The organism is Candidatus Blochmanniella pennsylvanica str. BPEN, assembly GCF_000011745.1.
GTDB lineage: Bacteria > Pseudomonadota > Gammaproteobacteria > Enterobacterales > Enterobacteriaceae > Blochmanniella > Blochmanniella pennsylvanica.
The window spans coordinates 585,011-600,536 of sequence record NC_007292.1 but is presented as its reverse complement, the minus strand read 5'-3'; the positions used below and the strand labels follow the sequence as shown (position 1 = coordinate 600,536).

Annotated in this window: 11 protein-coding genes; 7 read left to right on the top strand and 4 right to left on the bottom strand. The window is 30.7% G+C overall.

Going from position 1 to position 15,526, the window contains the following annotated elements:
• Nucleotides 1-3: 3 nt before the first annotated feature.
• The 5 genes from nuoJ (at nt 4) to nuoN (ending at nt 5,889) form a co-directional block, all read left to right on the top strand.
• A complete protein-coding gene (nuoJ, locus tag BPEN_RS02475) occupies nt 4-555 on the top strand; it encodes an NADH-quinone oxidoreductase subunit J (protein WP_011283026.1) in 552 nt (183 codons plus the stop codon).
• On the top strand, nt 552-854 hold the full coding sequence (gene nuoK / locus BPEN_RS02470) for an NADH-quinone oxidoreductase subunit NuoK (RefSeq protein ID WP_011283025.1): 303 nt from the start codon (nt 552-554) through the stop codon (nt 852-854). The genes nuoJ and nuoK overlap by 4 nt, the downstream gene beginning before the upstream one ends.
• Nucleotides 851-2,737, top strand: coding sequence for an NADH-quinone oxidoreductase subunit L (nuoL, locus tag BPEN_RS02465; protein WP_011283024.1), 1,887 nt, complete (start codon nt 851-853; stop codon nt 2,735-2,737). The genes nuoK and nuoL overlap by 4 nt, the downstream gene beginning before the upstream one ends.
• 83 nt (nt 2,738-2,820) lie before the next feature.
• Nucleotides 2,821-4,362 carry an NADH-quinone oxidoreductase subunit M gene (gene nuoM / locus BPEN_RS02460; protein ID WP_011283023.1) on the top strand — a complete coding sequence of 514 codons (1,542 nt, stop codon included), beginning with the start codon at nt 2,821-2,823 and terminating at the stop codon, nt 4,360-4,362.
• A gap of 33 nt (nt 4,363-4,395) precedes the next feature.
• Complete coding sequence (gene nuoN, locus BPEN_RS02455; protein ID WP_011283022.1) at nt 4,396-5,889, top strand: NADH-quinone oxidoreductase subunit NuoN; 1,494 nt, start codon at nt 4,396-4,398, stop codon at nt 5,887-5,889.
• 99 nt (nt 5,890-5,988) lie between these two features.
• Here nuoN and yfaE read toward each other — a convergent pair whose 3' ends face one another.
• From yfaE to ubiG, 4 genes are all read right to left on the bottom strand, one after another.
• The gene (gene yfaE, locus BPEN_RS02450; RefSeq protein WP_011283021.1) at nt 5,989-6,279 is read right to left on the bottom strand and encodes a class I ribonucleotide reductase maintenance protein YfaE; all 291 of its coding nucleotides are present in this window, start codon (nt 6,277-6,279) and stop codon (nt 5,989-5,991) included.
• Nucleotides 6,254-7,384 carry a class Ia ribonucleoside-diphosphate reductase subunit beta gene (gene nrdB, locus BPEN_RS02445; protein ID WP_011283020.1) on the bottom strand — a complete coding sequence of 377 codons (1,131 nt, stop codon included), beginning with the start codon at nt 7,382-7,384 and terminating at the stop codon, nt 6,254-6,256. Before nrdB ends, yfaE begins: the two co-directional genes overlap by 26 nt.
• Nucleotides 7,385-7,440: 56 nt before the next feature.
• On the bottom strand, nt 7,441-9,723 hold the full coding sequence (gene nrdA / locus BPEN_RS02440) for a class 1a ribonucleoside-diphosphate reductase subunit alpha (RefSeq protein ID WP_011283019.1): 2,283 nt from the start codon (nt 9,721-9,723) through the stop codon (nt 7,441-7,443).
• A gap of 383 nt (nt 9,724-10,106) precedes the next feature.
• On the bottom strand, nt 10,107-10,832 hold the full coding sequence (ubiG, locus tag BPEN_RS02430) for a bifunctional 2-polyprenyl-6-hydroxyphenol methylase/3-demethylubiquinol 3-O-methyltransferase UbiG (protein ID WP_420021772.1): 726 nt from the start codon (nt 10,830-10,832) through the stop codon (nt 10,107-10,109).
• A gap of 256 nt (nt 10,833-11,088) precedes the next feature.
• Between ubiG and gyrA the strand changes: the two genes are divergently transcribed.
• Nucleotides 11,089-13,620 (top strand): DNA gyrase subunit A, encoded by a 2,532-nt coding sequence (gene gyrA, locus BPEN_RS02425; protein ID WP_011283017.1) that lies wholly within the window; start codon nt 11,089-11,091, stop codon nt 13,618-13,620.
• A 703-nt stretch (nt 13,621-14,323) separates the two neighbouring features.
• Nucleotides 14,324-15,445, top strand: a complete 1,122-nt coding sequence (locus tag BPEN_RS02420; protein WP_011283016.1) for a porin OmpC — start codon at nt 14,324-14,326, stop codon at nt 15,443-15,445.
• Nucleotides 15,446-15,526 lie beyond the last annotated feature (81 nt).

Here is a 15,526-nt window from a genome sequence, read left to right as displayed (position 1 = left end):
GGTATGACGGCGCTATTTTATATTTCTGGAATCACAGCAATATTGTCTACGATATGTGTAATACTGCATTATAATCCAATGCGTGCTTTATTATACTTAATAGTTTCATTTTTATCTATATCATGCAATTTTTTTTCTTTAGGAGCATCTTTTGCTGCTGCTTTGGAAATTATTGTTTATGCAGGAGCTATCATGATTTTATTCGTATTTGCGATAATGATGCTTAATACGAAAAATATTATATTTGGTATACAAAAGGAAAGTAGATTTTTAAACCCCATATTATGTTGTGGTTCTGCGTTGTTGGTAGGTATTTTGTTTGCAGTTTTATTGTACATATCCTTTGTGTTAAAAGATGATTTTATAAATGTAAATAACTCAATAATAGACTCAAAACAAGTTGGTGTTGCATTATTTGGGCCATATATATTAACGGTAGAGCTAGCATCATTTTTATTATTAGGTGCGTTGATTTCTGTGTTTCATTTGTCTCAAAATAATACATTATCTGATGATTGTATTGATTCTACTCAATTAAAAAAATATAAAATATGATTCCTTTATCGCATGCTTTTAGTTTATCTATAATTTTATTTATATTAGGTTTAATAGCTATAATAGTAAGACGTGATTTATTGTTTATATTGTTAGGTCTAGAAATTATGATTAACGCTGCTGCTTCAGCATTTGTGATAGTAGGATCTTTTTTAGGGCAATCAGATGGTCAGATTATGTATATTTTAGTAATTACTTTATCTGCTTCTGAATCTGCAGTTTCTTTAGCATTATTACTTCAATTATATCGTCGTTATCATACATTGCATATTGATAATATTAGTGAGATGCGTGGATGAATTTACTTTTTTTAACTATACTTTTCCCGTTATTAGGATTCATTACGTTAGCTATTTCTCAAGGAAAATGGTCAGAAAATACTTCTTCTATAATAGGAGTAGGCACGATAAGTGCATCAGCGTTGGTTACTATATACATCATATTTAATTTTTATTGTAATTTTAGTAATGATGTTAATTTTGTGTTTGTGCAGGAACTTTGGACCTGGTTTACTATTAATGCCTTATGTATTACTGTAGCACTTAGATTAGATGGGTTATCCTTAATCATGTTATCAGTAATTATTGGTGTTGGGTTTATCATTCATTTATATGCCACTTGGTATATGAGTGGATGCGAAGGATATTCTCGTTTTTTTGCTTACACTAATTTATTTATGGCAAATATGGTGCTTTTAGTGCTTTCAGATAATTTGTTATTGATGTATTTTGGATGGGAAGGCGTAGGACTGTGTAGTTATTTATTAATTGGATTTTACTATTCTGATGCTAAGAATGGAATAGCAGCTTTAAAAGCATTTATTATTACTCGTTCTGGGGACATATGTTTGGTGTGTGCGTTATTCATGATTTATGATCAATATCATACCTTGAGTTTTAGTAAATTACTAACGTTGGAACTAAAATGTTCATCATGTCATATTTTTAATGATATCACATGGATATCTTTTATGTTACTTATTGGAGCAATAGGTAAATCAGCTCAGTTACCCTTACAAAATTGGTTAACCAGTGCTATGGTTGGTCCAACCCCAGTGTCTGCATTGATTCACGCAGCTACTATGGTTACTTCTGGGGTGTATTTAATAATTCGTATGAATAATTTTTTTTTAATGACTCCAAGTATTTTATACTTGACCGGTATTATTGGTTCATTAACTGTGATTTTATTTAGTTGTTCAGCGTTATTTCAAAGCAATATTAAAAAAATTTTAGCATATTCTACTATAAGTCAAATAGGATATATGTTTTTAGCACTCGGAGGCCGACATTGGGATGCAGCTATGTTTCATTTAGTAACACATGCTTTTTTTAAAGCGTTGTTGTTTTTATCTGCAGGTTCATTAATCTACTCTTGTAGATATGAACAAAATATTTTTAAGATGGGAGGGTTATATAAATTTATACCTTTAATTTACATTTGTTTTTTAATAGGTGGGGCATCTTTATCTGGAGTACCTATAATTACTGCTGGATTTTATTCAAAAGAAATGATCATGTTAAAAACATTAGCTAATCATGATTATTTTTTCTTGTTATCTGGAGTAATAGGAATGTTTTTAACACCTATTTATACGTTCCGAATGATTTTTGTTGTGTTTCATGGTGAGAAAAAAATAGAGCCACGTGTATGTAATAAAATCACTCAAAATTTACCTTTAATCTTATTGTTATTGTTATCGACGTTTATTGGTGGGTGGATCAAATTACCTTTGTTAACAGATACTATAATTACTAACGTTAGTGAGGTGTATAATTATGGGCAAATATATCTTGAAATAATATCGGGACTTTTAGTAACGTTCGGTATTTGGTTGGCGTCAATTTTTTGGATGGACTCTTCGAGCAGGATTACAGGAGAGATTATTAGACCTCGTGTAACAGAAGTAATAGAACGATACATAGTATTGTTATGTTATTATGGATGGGGATTTGATTGGCTTTACAAATTGATATTTATAAAGCCATATTTATTTATAACAAAAAAATTATCTTATTCTGATCCAGTTGATGTAATCGTGAATGTTATCGTATCGTTATTATGTTGGCTTAAGAATGGTTTGATATGTAGTGAAAATGGTAAGCTTAATTGGTATATAGTATCGATGAATATAGGGGCAATTATGATATTAATCATGATATTAATTTATGATCGTCTGTAAATCAGTGTAATATTATTGGTATACAATATAAGGAAATATAAATATTTAATGTATGTGTTTTAGCGAGAAAAACAAAAAATAATATGTTATTAATTATCTTAATATTTATTCCTTTTATTTTTGGACTGTTATGTTGGCAGTCAGAACGTATTGGATGTTGGGTACCGCGTTGGATTGCTTTATCTGGAATGAGCATAACATTCATTACTACTTTTTTTTTATGGCAGTACGAGTGCCATGATTTATTAAATTCGCATCCAACAGAACATGTGTTTCCTAAATGGCAATTAGAATATATATATCCTTGGATCCCAAGATTTGGAATTAGCGTTCATTTAGCATTGGATGGATTTTCTTTGTTGATGGTGACATTAACTGGATTTTTAGGATGCATGGCAGTGTTATGTTCTTGGTGTGAGATTCAGCGTTATCACGGTCTTTTTTATCTTAATTTATTGTGGATTTTGGGTGGAGTTATTGGTGTTTTTTTATCAATTGATATGTTTTTGTTCTTTTTTTTCTGGGAAATAATGCTTATTCCGATGTATTTTTTGATATCTTTATGGGGACACAAAGAGGTTAATAGAAGCGGTCGCATTAATACTGCTATTAAATTTTTTGTTTATACTCAATTTAGCGGATTATTTATGTTAATTTCTATTATTGCTCTTGTTTCTATACATCATGATATGCATGGTGTGTGGTCGTTTAACTATCAAGATTTATTGAATATGTTGTTGCCAGTGAATGCGGAATATTTAATTATGTTGGGGTTTTTTTTTGCTTTTGCAGTAAAAATGCCAATCGTTCCTTTTCATGTTTGGTTACCTGATGTTCATAGTCACGCTCCTACTTCTGGGTCAGTCGATTTAGCAGGAATTTTATTAAAAACATCGGCTTATGGATTTTTCCGATTTGTTTTACCGTTATTTCCTTGTGCTTCAAAATCTTTTGCCCCAATTGCTATGTGTTTAGGTTTGGTAAATATTTTTTATGGAGCTTGTATGGCATTCGCACAAACTGATGTTAAGCGTTTAATTGCATATACCAGTATATCTCATATGGGATTTGTATTGATCGCAATTTATAGTGGTACTCACTTATCATATCAGGGTGCTGTGGTACAAATGATTTCTCATAGTTTATCTGTTTCTGGAATGTTTATAATTTGCGGTCAATTATATGAGCGAATACATACTCGAGATATGCGTTTGATGGGAGGGTTATGGAGTCGCATGCATTTAATTCCTGCTTTTTCTTTATGTTTCGCAGCAGCAACACTTGGATTGCCTGGTACTGGAAATTTTATAGGAGAAGTGACGATTTTGTTCGGTAATTTTCAATCAGCACCTATAATTACAATAATAGCTTGTTTTGGAATAATATTATCATCAATTTATTCTCTTATTTTAATGCAACGCATATATTATGGTCCAATATTGGTTCCCAGAGTTAATAAGAGCGGGTTATTAAGAAATATGACACTACGGGAAAAGAATATTATTATAATATTGTTATTATGTATTTTTTTAATTGGTTTTTTTCCGCAATATATTTTGAATGTTTCATATATGACAATGCACAATCTTTGTCTTTTTTTAAAAGAATATAACTGTTCAATGTGATTACATTATAACGATATAGGATCTTGATTTGTTATGCTAATAACTTGGACGCACATAATTCTATTGCTGCCTATACTAATTATTGGAATGACAACCGTTATTGTTATGTTATCTATTGCATATCGTCGTAATTTATTTTTACATACTTCATTAACAATATTCGGATTTAGTTTAGCAATTATATCGGTTGGATTAGTATGGGATCAAAGAGATCGAAACTTTTTGCAATTAATATGTGTTGATGATTTTTCTATATTATACATAATATTGGTGTTAGTTTCTGGTTTATCAAGTTCTGTATTGGCTTATAAATGGTTGTTAATTTATCCGAGTAATAATCGTGACGAGTTTTATTTATTATTACTTATTTCTAGTATTGGCGGTATTTTACTAGCAACTACGAATCATTTAGTAATATTATTTTTAGGAATGGAACTGATTTCGTTGCCGTTATTTGGGCTGATAGGTTATTCTTTTTTTAACAAATTTTCTTTAGAGGCAAGTATTAAATATATTATATTATCTGGAGTATCTTCATCATTTATATTATTTGGTATAGCATTGATATATGCTGCAACTGGTTTTTTGTCTTTTACTAGTATTAGTCAATTATTACGTTTACATATTATTGCGTCGAATCAATCTATATTTATGTCAACCATAGGACTAGGTATGATGATGGTTGGGTTCGGTTTTAAATTGTCATTAGTTCCTTTTCATTTATGGACTCCTGATGTATATCAAGGAGCACCATCTTCAATATCATTGTATCTGACAACTAGCAGTAAAATAGCTGTAATATCTGTATTGATACGATTATTGATGGTGTTTCCTAATCAGTATAATACGGTATTTTGTATATTTTTATTAGGTATTGCATGTTGCTCAGCGTTATTCGGCAATTTAATGGCTATTAAACAAGATAATATTAAGCGTGTTTTAGCTTATTCTTCAATTGCACATACAGGTTATGTTTTAATTGGTGTTATTGCAATATTACGGGTCAACCACCCCATGGCTTTGGAAACTATTGGTATTTATCTTATAAGTTACGTTCTGACTAGTATTGGTGCATTTGGTATTATCAATATAGTATCTTTTTTTTATGCCCATGAGGACACAGACGTAGATTCTTTGTTTGTATATCGTGGTCTTTTTTGGCATCAGCCAATGTTATCGGTATTATTTACGATTATTATATTGTCTTTAGCGGGAATACCTATGACATTAGGTTTCATTGGGAAATTTTATTTGTTTGTTTTGGGAATAGACAGTAAATTATGGTGGTTTACTATTTTTATAGCAATGAGTAGTGTTATTAGTATATTTTATTATTTAAGAATTATAATAAATTTATATCTTAGTCCTATAAATCGTTTAAATATCAACTCTGATTTTTTATCTAGTTGGAGTGTTACTCCTGATAAGATAATAGTGATTATAGTATCTTTTTCTATATTATTTTTAGGATTATATCCAAAGCCTTTGATTTATTTTATGCATCTAATATATCCACCGGTACTTTAATTGAAATATAAATGTAATCGGAGGATTTTACATTTTAAATTATTTAACGAATGATTTTATGAGTTTGTGAATTTATAATAATGTCGTTTAAAACACGTGTTACAGTAGTTTTAATATAATATGTTCTATAGGAACACAGCAGCATATCAAAATTTCATTAGAATGAATATAACCTAAAGGTTCTGTGTAATATTGTACTTTTCCTCTTATTAATAAGGCACGGCAACTTCCACAGTAACCTGATCGACATTGATAATTTAATGATGGTATATGATGCATTTCCAATGCTTCTAATAAGGAACGATACATTCTGTTGTTATGCGCAAATTGTATATTTAAATATTTTTTTTGAAGAAAAAATATTTTACAATTGAAAGTCATGAAATTCATTTTCGTCAATATTAGGATCTATTTGGCCTACTAGATAAGAACTGGCTTCTACTTCTTGTGGCGCCACTTGAACATTATCTGATGATAACCAAGAATTAATCCATGGTATCACGTTAGATTTAATGTTGAAGGGTGTTCTTAGCCCGATTGCTTGCATGCGTATATTGGTAATATATTCAATATATTGACAAAGTATATCTTTATTTAAACCTATCATAGAGCCATCTTTAAATAAATAGTTAGCCCAATTTTTTTCTTGTTCTGCAGCCATTAAAAACAGCGCATAACTTTCTTGTTGGCATTCTGTACTGATATCGGCCATTTCTGGATCATCTGATCCAGAGCGCATTAAGTTTAAAATATGTTGAGTAGCGTTTAAATGCAAAGCTTCGTCACGTGCTATAAGTCGTATAATTTTTGCATTACCTTCCATGAGTTCTCGTTCAGCAAATGCAAAAGAACAGGCAAAGCTGACATAAAAACGAATAGCTTCTAGGACGTTAACGCTAATCAAACATAAATATAATTTCTTTTTAAGTTCATGTAAGTTTACTGCGACAGTGTTATTATTGATTTGATGAATACCGGGGCCTAAGATATGATAATAACTGGTTAATTCAATTAAATTATCATAGTACGTCGAAATATCTTTAGCACGTTTTAAAATTTCTTTGTTGCTGATAATATCATCAAATATCAAAGATGGGTGATTAACAATATTACGAATAATATGGGTGTAGGAACGGGAGTGAATGGTTTCAAAAAATGACCAAGTTTCTACCCAAATTTCCAGTTCTGGTATAGAAATTAATGGTAATAATGCAATATTGGGACTGCGTCCTTGAATAGAATCTAATAAAGTTTGGTATTTTAAATTGCTAATAAAAATGTGTTTTTCATGGTCTGGTAATGATTGAAAATCTATACGGTCTTTAGAAATATCTATTTCTTCTGGGCGCCAAAAGAACGAAAGTTGTTTTTCAATTAATTTTTCGAAAATGGAATGTTTTTGTTGATCAAATCGAGCGATATTTACTGGTTGTCCTAAAAACATCGGTTCGAGCAGTTGATTATTTTTATTTTGAGAAAAAGTTGTATAAATCATTTTTATTCCTTTTTTAAAAATAAATATGTAGGTTTTAGTAAATAGTAGTTACTTTTCTAAATTGTACAAGCATCACTTGTACAAATATTTGATTGGTTATGTGGCAGTGTTTTTTGTACATCTTGAGCTCCATCACGGGTGTTATGATAATATAATGTTTTAATACCAAGTCTGTATGCGTATAATAAATCTGAAAGTAGCTGTTTCATAGGTACTTTGTTTTCTGGAAATCGAGAGGGATCGTAATTAGTATTAGTTGAAATGGATTGGTCAATGAATTTTTGCATAATCCCTACTAATTGTAGATATCCCCGATTATCCGGTATTTGCCATAATAATTCATAATCAGATTTTAGTTTAATAAATTCAGGTACTACTTGACGCAAAATTCCGTTTTTTGAAGTTTTTATGCTAATGTAACCTCTGGGAGGTTCTATCCCATTAGTAGCATTAGAAATTTGTGACGAAGTTTCTGATGGCATTAATGCAGATAATGTAGAATTTCGTAATCCATACTTTTTAATCTTTACACGCAAATCTTCCCAATTATAATGTAATGGTTCATTAATAAATGAATTCAGGTCTGTTTTATATGTATCAATAGGTAAGATTCCTTTTGAATATGAAGTATCATTGAACCACTCGCAAGATCCTTTTTCTTGAGCCAAATTGTTAGACGCTCTTAATAAATGATATTGAATAGCTTCGAAAGTACGATGTGTTAGTTTATTAGCACTACCATCTGAATAGCGTACCCCATGTTTAGCAAGATAATAAGCATAATTAATTACTCCAATGCCTAAAGAACGTCTTCTTACAGCACTACGTTGTGCAGCAGGAATAGGATAATGTTGATAATCTAATAAAGCGTCGAGAGCTCTTACTATTAAAATAGAGAGTTCAGATAAGTCATCAAGATTTTCAATGTTACCAAGATTGAAAGCAGATAGTGTACATAAAGCAATTTCACCATTATGGTCATTAATGTTATTTAAAGGTTTGGTTGGTAAAGTGATTTCCAAGCATAAATTGGATTGACGAACTGGAGCGGCAATACTATCAAAAGCACTATGAGTATTACAGTGATCTGTATGTTGAATATAGATTCTTCCAGTAGAAGCTCGCTCTTGCATCATTAAAGAAAACAATTCTATTGCTTTAATTTTTCGATGTCTAATATTATGATCATTTTCATATATGTTATATAAGTGTTCGAATTCATTTTGATTATTAAAAAAAGCTTCATATAGTCCTGGCACATCAGATGGGCTAAATAGTGTAATATATTTTCCTTCAATAAGACGTTGGTACATTAATTTATTGATTTGTACACCATAATCTAAATGACGTATTCGGTTAGAATCGATTCCACGATTATTTTTTAAAACAAGTAAATTTTCTATTTCTAAATGCCAAATAGGATAAAATAGTGTGGCCGCTCCTCCACGTACGCCTCCTTGAGAGCATGATTTTACTGCTGTTTGAAAATGTTTATAGAATGGGATACATCCGGTGTGGAACGCTTCTCCGTTACGTATTGGACTACCTAATGCTCTAATACGTCCAGCGTTAATACCTATTCCAGCGCGTTGCGCAACATATTTTACAATAGAACTGGATGTTGCATTGATAGAATCAAGACTATCATCACATTCGATTAATACACAGGAACTAAATTGGCGTGTTGGTGTGCGTACTCCAGACATAATAGGTGTTGCTAAAGAAATTTTAAAAGTTGATATCGCATCATAAAATTGTTGAATGTAATGCATTCGAGTTTTTTTGGGATATTTAGAAAATAAACAGGCCGCAGTTAATATATATAAAAACTGAGCACTTTCATAAATTTCTCCGGTTACCCTATTTTGTACTAAGTATTTACCTTCTAATTGTTTTACAGCAGCATATGAAAAATTCATGTCCCGCCAATGATCAATAAATGTATCCATTTGATTAAACTCTTCCGCATTATAATCATCTAGCAAATGTTGATCGTATTTACCAATTTTTATTAATCGTAACACATGATTATACAGTTTTGGTGGTTCAAATTGACCGTAAGCTTTTTTACGTAAATGAAATACTGCTAAACGTGCTGCTAAATATTGATAGTCTGGTTCTTCTTCAGAAATCAAGTCTGCTGCTGCTTTTATGATTGTTTCTTGAATATCGGAAGTTTTTATTCCATTATAAAATTGTATGTGGGAACGCAATTCTACTTGTGAAACAGAGACTTGCTCTAATCCTTTGGCGGCCCAATTAATAACTCGGTGAATTTTGTCAAGATTAATAGGTTCGTGATGACCGTTTCGTTTGGTAACTAGTAGAGTTTGGTTCATATAAATGTATACCTGTTGTGAAATAATAATAATATTAGACCACAGTAATTTGTGATGAGTAAATTATGGATCAGACTCGTGATAATTCGGTGAATTAATAATGACATCATAATTTTATGTATAAAATAGTAATTAATTAAATAGTAATACAGGTGGAAAATATTGCATGATTCTTATTTGGTATAAATATTCTAAATATCAATAATAACTGATTGTGCCTATAAATACATGTGATTATGCTGTACCGTATTATTATTTTAATATAATTGAACAATTGGATTATGTCTTTAATATTATATTGATCATATTAAAAAAAATTGTTCTTGCAATAGTAAACGCTTATTATTTATTAATTTGTAATCGCTCTATATCATATAGAGCGATTATTTTTTTAGTTTAGCATGTAAGATATAATTTGTATTGAGGTTACGTATTAAGGCGCATTTATTCGTGAGGGGATTATAGCATAATCCGGTGATGTTTTGTTCTTCTAAAATGGTAGAGTCAATCCATTCTAGTAATTCAGATGGGGTAATAAATTTATTAAAATTATGAGTGCCTTTTGGAATAATGCGAAAAATATATTCAGCGCCTATTACAACGAACAGCCATGATTTAAATGTACGATTTAATGTGGAAAAAAATACTGATCCATCTATCTTAATCATAGTAGAGCAAGCATGAACGATTGATGAAGGACACGGTACATGTTCTAAAACTTCCATACAGGTTACTACATCGTAATGATTAGCATGGTTTAAGGCATGGTTTTCTATTGTTTCTTGTATGTAATGAATATTTAATCCTTGATGTAAGGCATGTGATTTTGCAACTTCTAAAACAGAAGCATTGATATCTAACCCAACAACTTCTGCGCCTGCTTCTGCCATACTTTCTGATAAAATACCTCCACCGCAGCCAATATCTAATATTTTTTTACCAAATAGTCCATGACTATGCTCAATAATATAATTAAAGCGTGTCGAATTAATGTGATGCAATGGTTTAAATGCATTAAAAGGACCCCACCATTGTGATGTGGATGTCTTGAATTCATCGATTTTTTTTTTATTCATATTTTTTGATTTTTCTGTAAGCTCATCAATAATTATGTCTTTTATGTTAAGATTTTCTTAAAATAAGAAAATGGGAACGCTATAGATTTGAATATTAGTATATAAATTATTTACAACTATCAGTTCATCGAAATATGGTTATGAACTGATTTATATGTAACATGATAAATGTATTTATCTTTATAGAGTAATTTAAATATTATTAAAACAGTTTATATTACAGTTTAATAGATTATTTAAATAATTTTTAATATATATAAATTAAAAAATAAATAGAGGATATAAATGCATGAATGATTTTGCTAAAGAAATCACACAAATTAACATAGAAGAAGAATTAACACATTCTTATTTAGATTATGCCATGTCAGTGATCGTTGGGCGCGCATTGCCAGATGTTCGAGATGGATTAAAACCCGTGCATCGGCGTATATTATTTGCCATGCAAGTACTTGGGAATTGTTGGAATAGAAATTATAAAAAATCAGCTAGAGTAGTAGGTGATGTTATTGGAAAATATCATCCTCATGGGGATACCGCAGTATATGAAACTATAGTACGCATGGCACAACCTTTTTTAATGCGCTATGCTTTAGTAGATGGACAGGGTAATTTTGGTTCAGTAGATGGTGATCCAGCGGCAGCTATGCGTTACACTGAAGTACGTATGTCTAAAATAGCAAATGAATTATTGTTAGATTTAGACAAAGAAACTGTTGATTATGAACTAAATTATGATGGCACTGAAAGTATCCCAGGAATATTACCTGCTAGAATTCCAAATCTTTTGGTTAATGGTTCTTCTGGTATTGCTGTAGGAATGGCTACTAATATCCCTCCTCACAATCTTTCTGAGGTAATTAATGGATGTTTGGCGTTTATAGATAATGAGGATATTACTATTGAAGAATTAATGAAATATATTCCGGGCCCAGATTTTCCTACTGCTGCTATTATTAATGATAGCGGTGGTTTGAAAGAAGCATATAGCACCGGACGAGGTAAAATTTATATTCGCGCTCGGTCGGAAATTGAAACTGATGTTAAAAGTGGTCGTGAATCTATCGTAATATATGAAATTCCTTATCAAGTTAATAAGGCTCGATTGTTAGAAAAGATCGCGGAATTAGCAAAATTAAAACGCATTGAGGGAATATATAATTTGCGTGATGAATCTGATAAGGATGGTATGCGAATAGTTGTTGAAATTAAACGTGATGCTATTAGTGAGGTAATTTTAAATAATTTATATTCTTTAACTTCGTTACAAACTTCATTCGGTATTAATATGGTAGCGTTACATCAAGGCCAACCAAAAATTATGTCATTAAAAGACATTTTATCTGCCTTTGTATGTCATCGTCGCGCAGTGGTAATACGTCGTGTTACTTTTGAATTAAAGAAAGCTCGTAGTCGTATTCATATTTTAGAGGGGTTAGCGATTGCATTATTTAATATTGATTCAGTTATTAAACTTATTCGTCAATCTAATAGTTCGGTGGAAGCTAGTTCTGTTTTAATATCTTCATCGTGGAATATAGGCAATGTCTTTGATATGAAACAGAGAACTTCTATTAATTTGATGAAATCTGAGGGGTCAGAAGTCAAGAATGCTGTTCACAATAATCAATATTGTCTTACCAAGAATCAAGCACAAGCTATTTTAGATTTAAAATTACATAAACTTACTACTTTGGAGTATGAAAAATTATTGCAAGAATATAGCAGTTTGTTAGAAAAAATAAAAAATTTAATCTCTATCTTAAAAGATCCTAAATGCCTTATGAGGGTAATTCGTCAAGAACTATTGATGATACAAGAAGAGTATAACGATTCTCGTCGTACTGAAATTAGTAGCAATATTGAAAATATTAATGTTGAAAATTTAATTAATCAAAAAGATGTAGTAGTAACTTTATCATATCAAGGTTATGTTAAATATCAACCATTAACAGATTATGAGGCGCAAAAACGAGGAGGAAAAGGAAAATTAGCAACACGAATTAAGGAAGAAGATTTTATTACGCGATTATTAATAGCTAATACTCATGATACGGTTTTGTTATTTTCTAATTATGGGCGTATATATTGGATGAAAGTTTATCGATTACCTGCAGCTAGTCGTGGATCACGAGGTAAACCAATTATTAACTTGTTACCATTAGATGTGAATGAACGAATTACTGCTATTTTACCAATTCAAAATTATACAACAGGACATCAAGTATTTATGGCGACTAGTAGTGGAGTTGTAAAAAAAACGCCACTTACTGAGTTTAGTCGGCCACGTAATGTTGGTATTATTGCATTGAATCTTAATGATGGGGACGAATTAATTGGAGCTGATGTAACCGATGGTAGTAATGAGGTAATGTTGTTTACTGCTTACGGAAAAGTTGTACGATTTAAAGAAACGCAGGTGCGCAGTGTAGGTCGCTCGGCGATTGGCGTGAAAGGTATTCATTTATTACAAGGTGATCGCGTAGTATCTTTAATTATACCAAAAGATAAGAGTTCTATTCTTACTGTTACTCGAAATGGTTTTGGAAAACGTACTAATCAATCAGAATATCCAATCAAGTCTCGCGCGACTCAAGGTGTGATTTCTATTAAGGTTACGGAGCGAAATGGTAATGTAATTGGTGCTGTGCAAGTAAATCAATCTGATCAAATAGTAATGATCACTGACTTAGGTCGATTAGTGCGCACTCGTGTTTCTGAAGTTAATATCATTAGACGTAATACTCAAGGAGTTATGTTAATTCGTACAGCATGCAATGAATGCGTCGTTGGATTACAGTGTGTTGTGGAATCGGTATAGAAATTAAAATTTTTTTATTTGACTCAGTATTGAAGAGAATTTATCGTTATTAATTGTTGGGTTTAATAGTGAAATTTTATTCAATAATATGGGATTTTTACATCTGTAACAATTAATATTGTATTTTGTGTTGTTTATTCATTTTTTAATATTTATTATGTTAATATATATGTGGTATACAGTAATTATTTCTAATATAATAATAAAAAATAATTACTATGATTTATGAAATAATTAATTGGAGTAGTGGTTATTTAAGTTGAGGTAATGTAACAAACATGCAATGTTATATTATAATATGATCATTTTGTTATTGATATTGAACATTATGATCATAAGTAATATGATATTCAATGACAGGAATTGTTAGATATGTACATTGAATAAGAAATCGTTGTGTATTAGATAGTAAATAATATAGATAGAGAGAAACATGTGGGTTTTTATGTGTTTATACGTAATATTTTTTGTGTCTATTGTTCAAATATAAGCTAAATTGCTGGAGAATTGTATTTTATTAATATGCCGATATAGTTGATACAATGGGAATGTGAGCAAAGTGGCGGTTTATTATGTAATAGTTAATAACTAAGAATGGATTGGCGCATATAAAGTTGTTGATTTATTTTTGAAGAAAGTTACTGGATGTTATTGAAATTGTTAAATAGTATTTTTTTTATTTACTATATGGTGAGGTATTAATATGAAATTACGGTGTTTTACTAGCCTGGTTGCAACTATGGTTATGGCAAGCACTGCCGTGGCTTCTGAAATTTACAATAAAGATGGAAATATATTAGATATGTTTGGTAGTCTTGTTGGAGGTCATTATTTTTCTAAAGATAATACTAAAAATGGGGATAATTCGTTTGTAAGATATGGTTTTTCTGGAACAACATATATTAATGATCAAATTGTTGGTTTTGGTATGTGGGAGCATGAAATTTCCTTAAAGAATACTGAAGGAAGCATCGTAAATAATAATGATAAGGTGTTGCTTGGATATGCAGGAATAAAATTTGGAAATTTAGGAAGCATTGATTACGGAAGAAATTATGGAGTATTGTATGATGTGGGAGCATGGACAGATGTAACACCAGGATTTGGAGGAGATATATTGTTTGTAGATAATTTTTTATCTAATCGTAGTTCGAATGTGATTACATATCGTAATAAAAATTTTTTTGGTTTCGTGAATGGACTGGATTTTGCCTTGCAATATCAAGGTAAAAATGATGTGAACAAAGCAACGGGTCGTACTTTAAAAACGGCTAACGGAGAAGGATACGGGGTATCTGCATCTTATTCATTGGACAATGGGTTTGCTGCATCCCTGGCTTACACTAATAATAAACGTATCATTGAACAAACTGGTTTAGATAGCAATCTTTGTTGTAATGCTAATGCTGAAGCATACTCCTTGGGCATAAAATATGATGGAAACGGTATGTATGTAGCAGCAATTTATGGAGAGACTTATAATATGACTCCATTCGGTAGTTTTTGTGATAATCTTAATCCAGAATATATTTATGGGTTTGTTAATAAAGCTAAGAATATTGAATTAGTGGCCCAATATCAATTTGGTTTTGGTTTACGTCCTTCTGTATCTTATTTGTATTCAAAAGCTAATGATGCGGAAAATGATGCTTACAGCAATTTCTTAAAAAAATGTGTTACAGTTGGAACAAGTTATGTTTTTAATAAAAATATTTGTACTACTATAGATTATAGAATTAATTTATTACATAAGGATAGTTTCACCAGTGCGTCTCAGATTTGTACCGATAATGTTATTGCGTTGGGCGTAGCTTACGCATTTTAAGAATAGGTCGACATTAAATACTAAAACAGGCGAATTAAAATATTAATTCGCCTGTTTTAGTATTTTTTAATGTATCAAGGA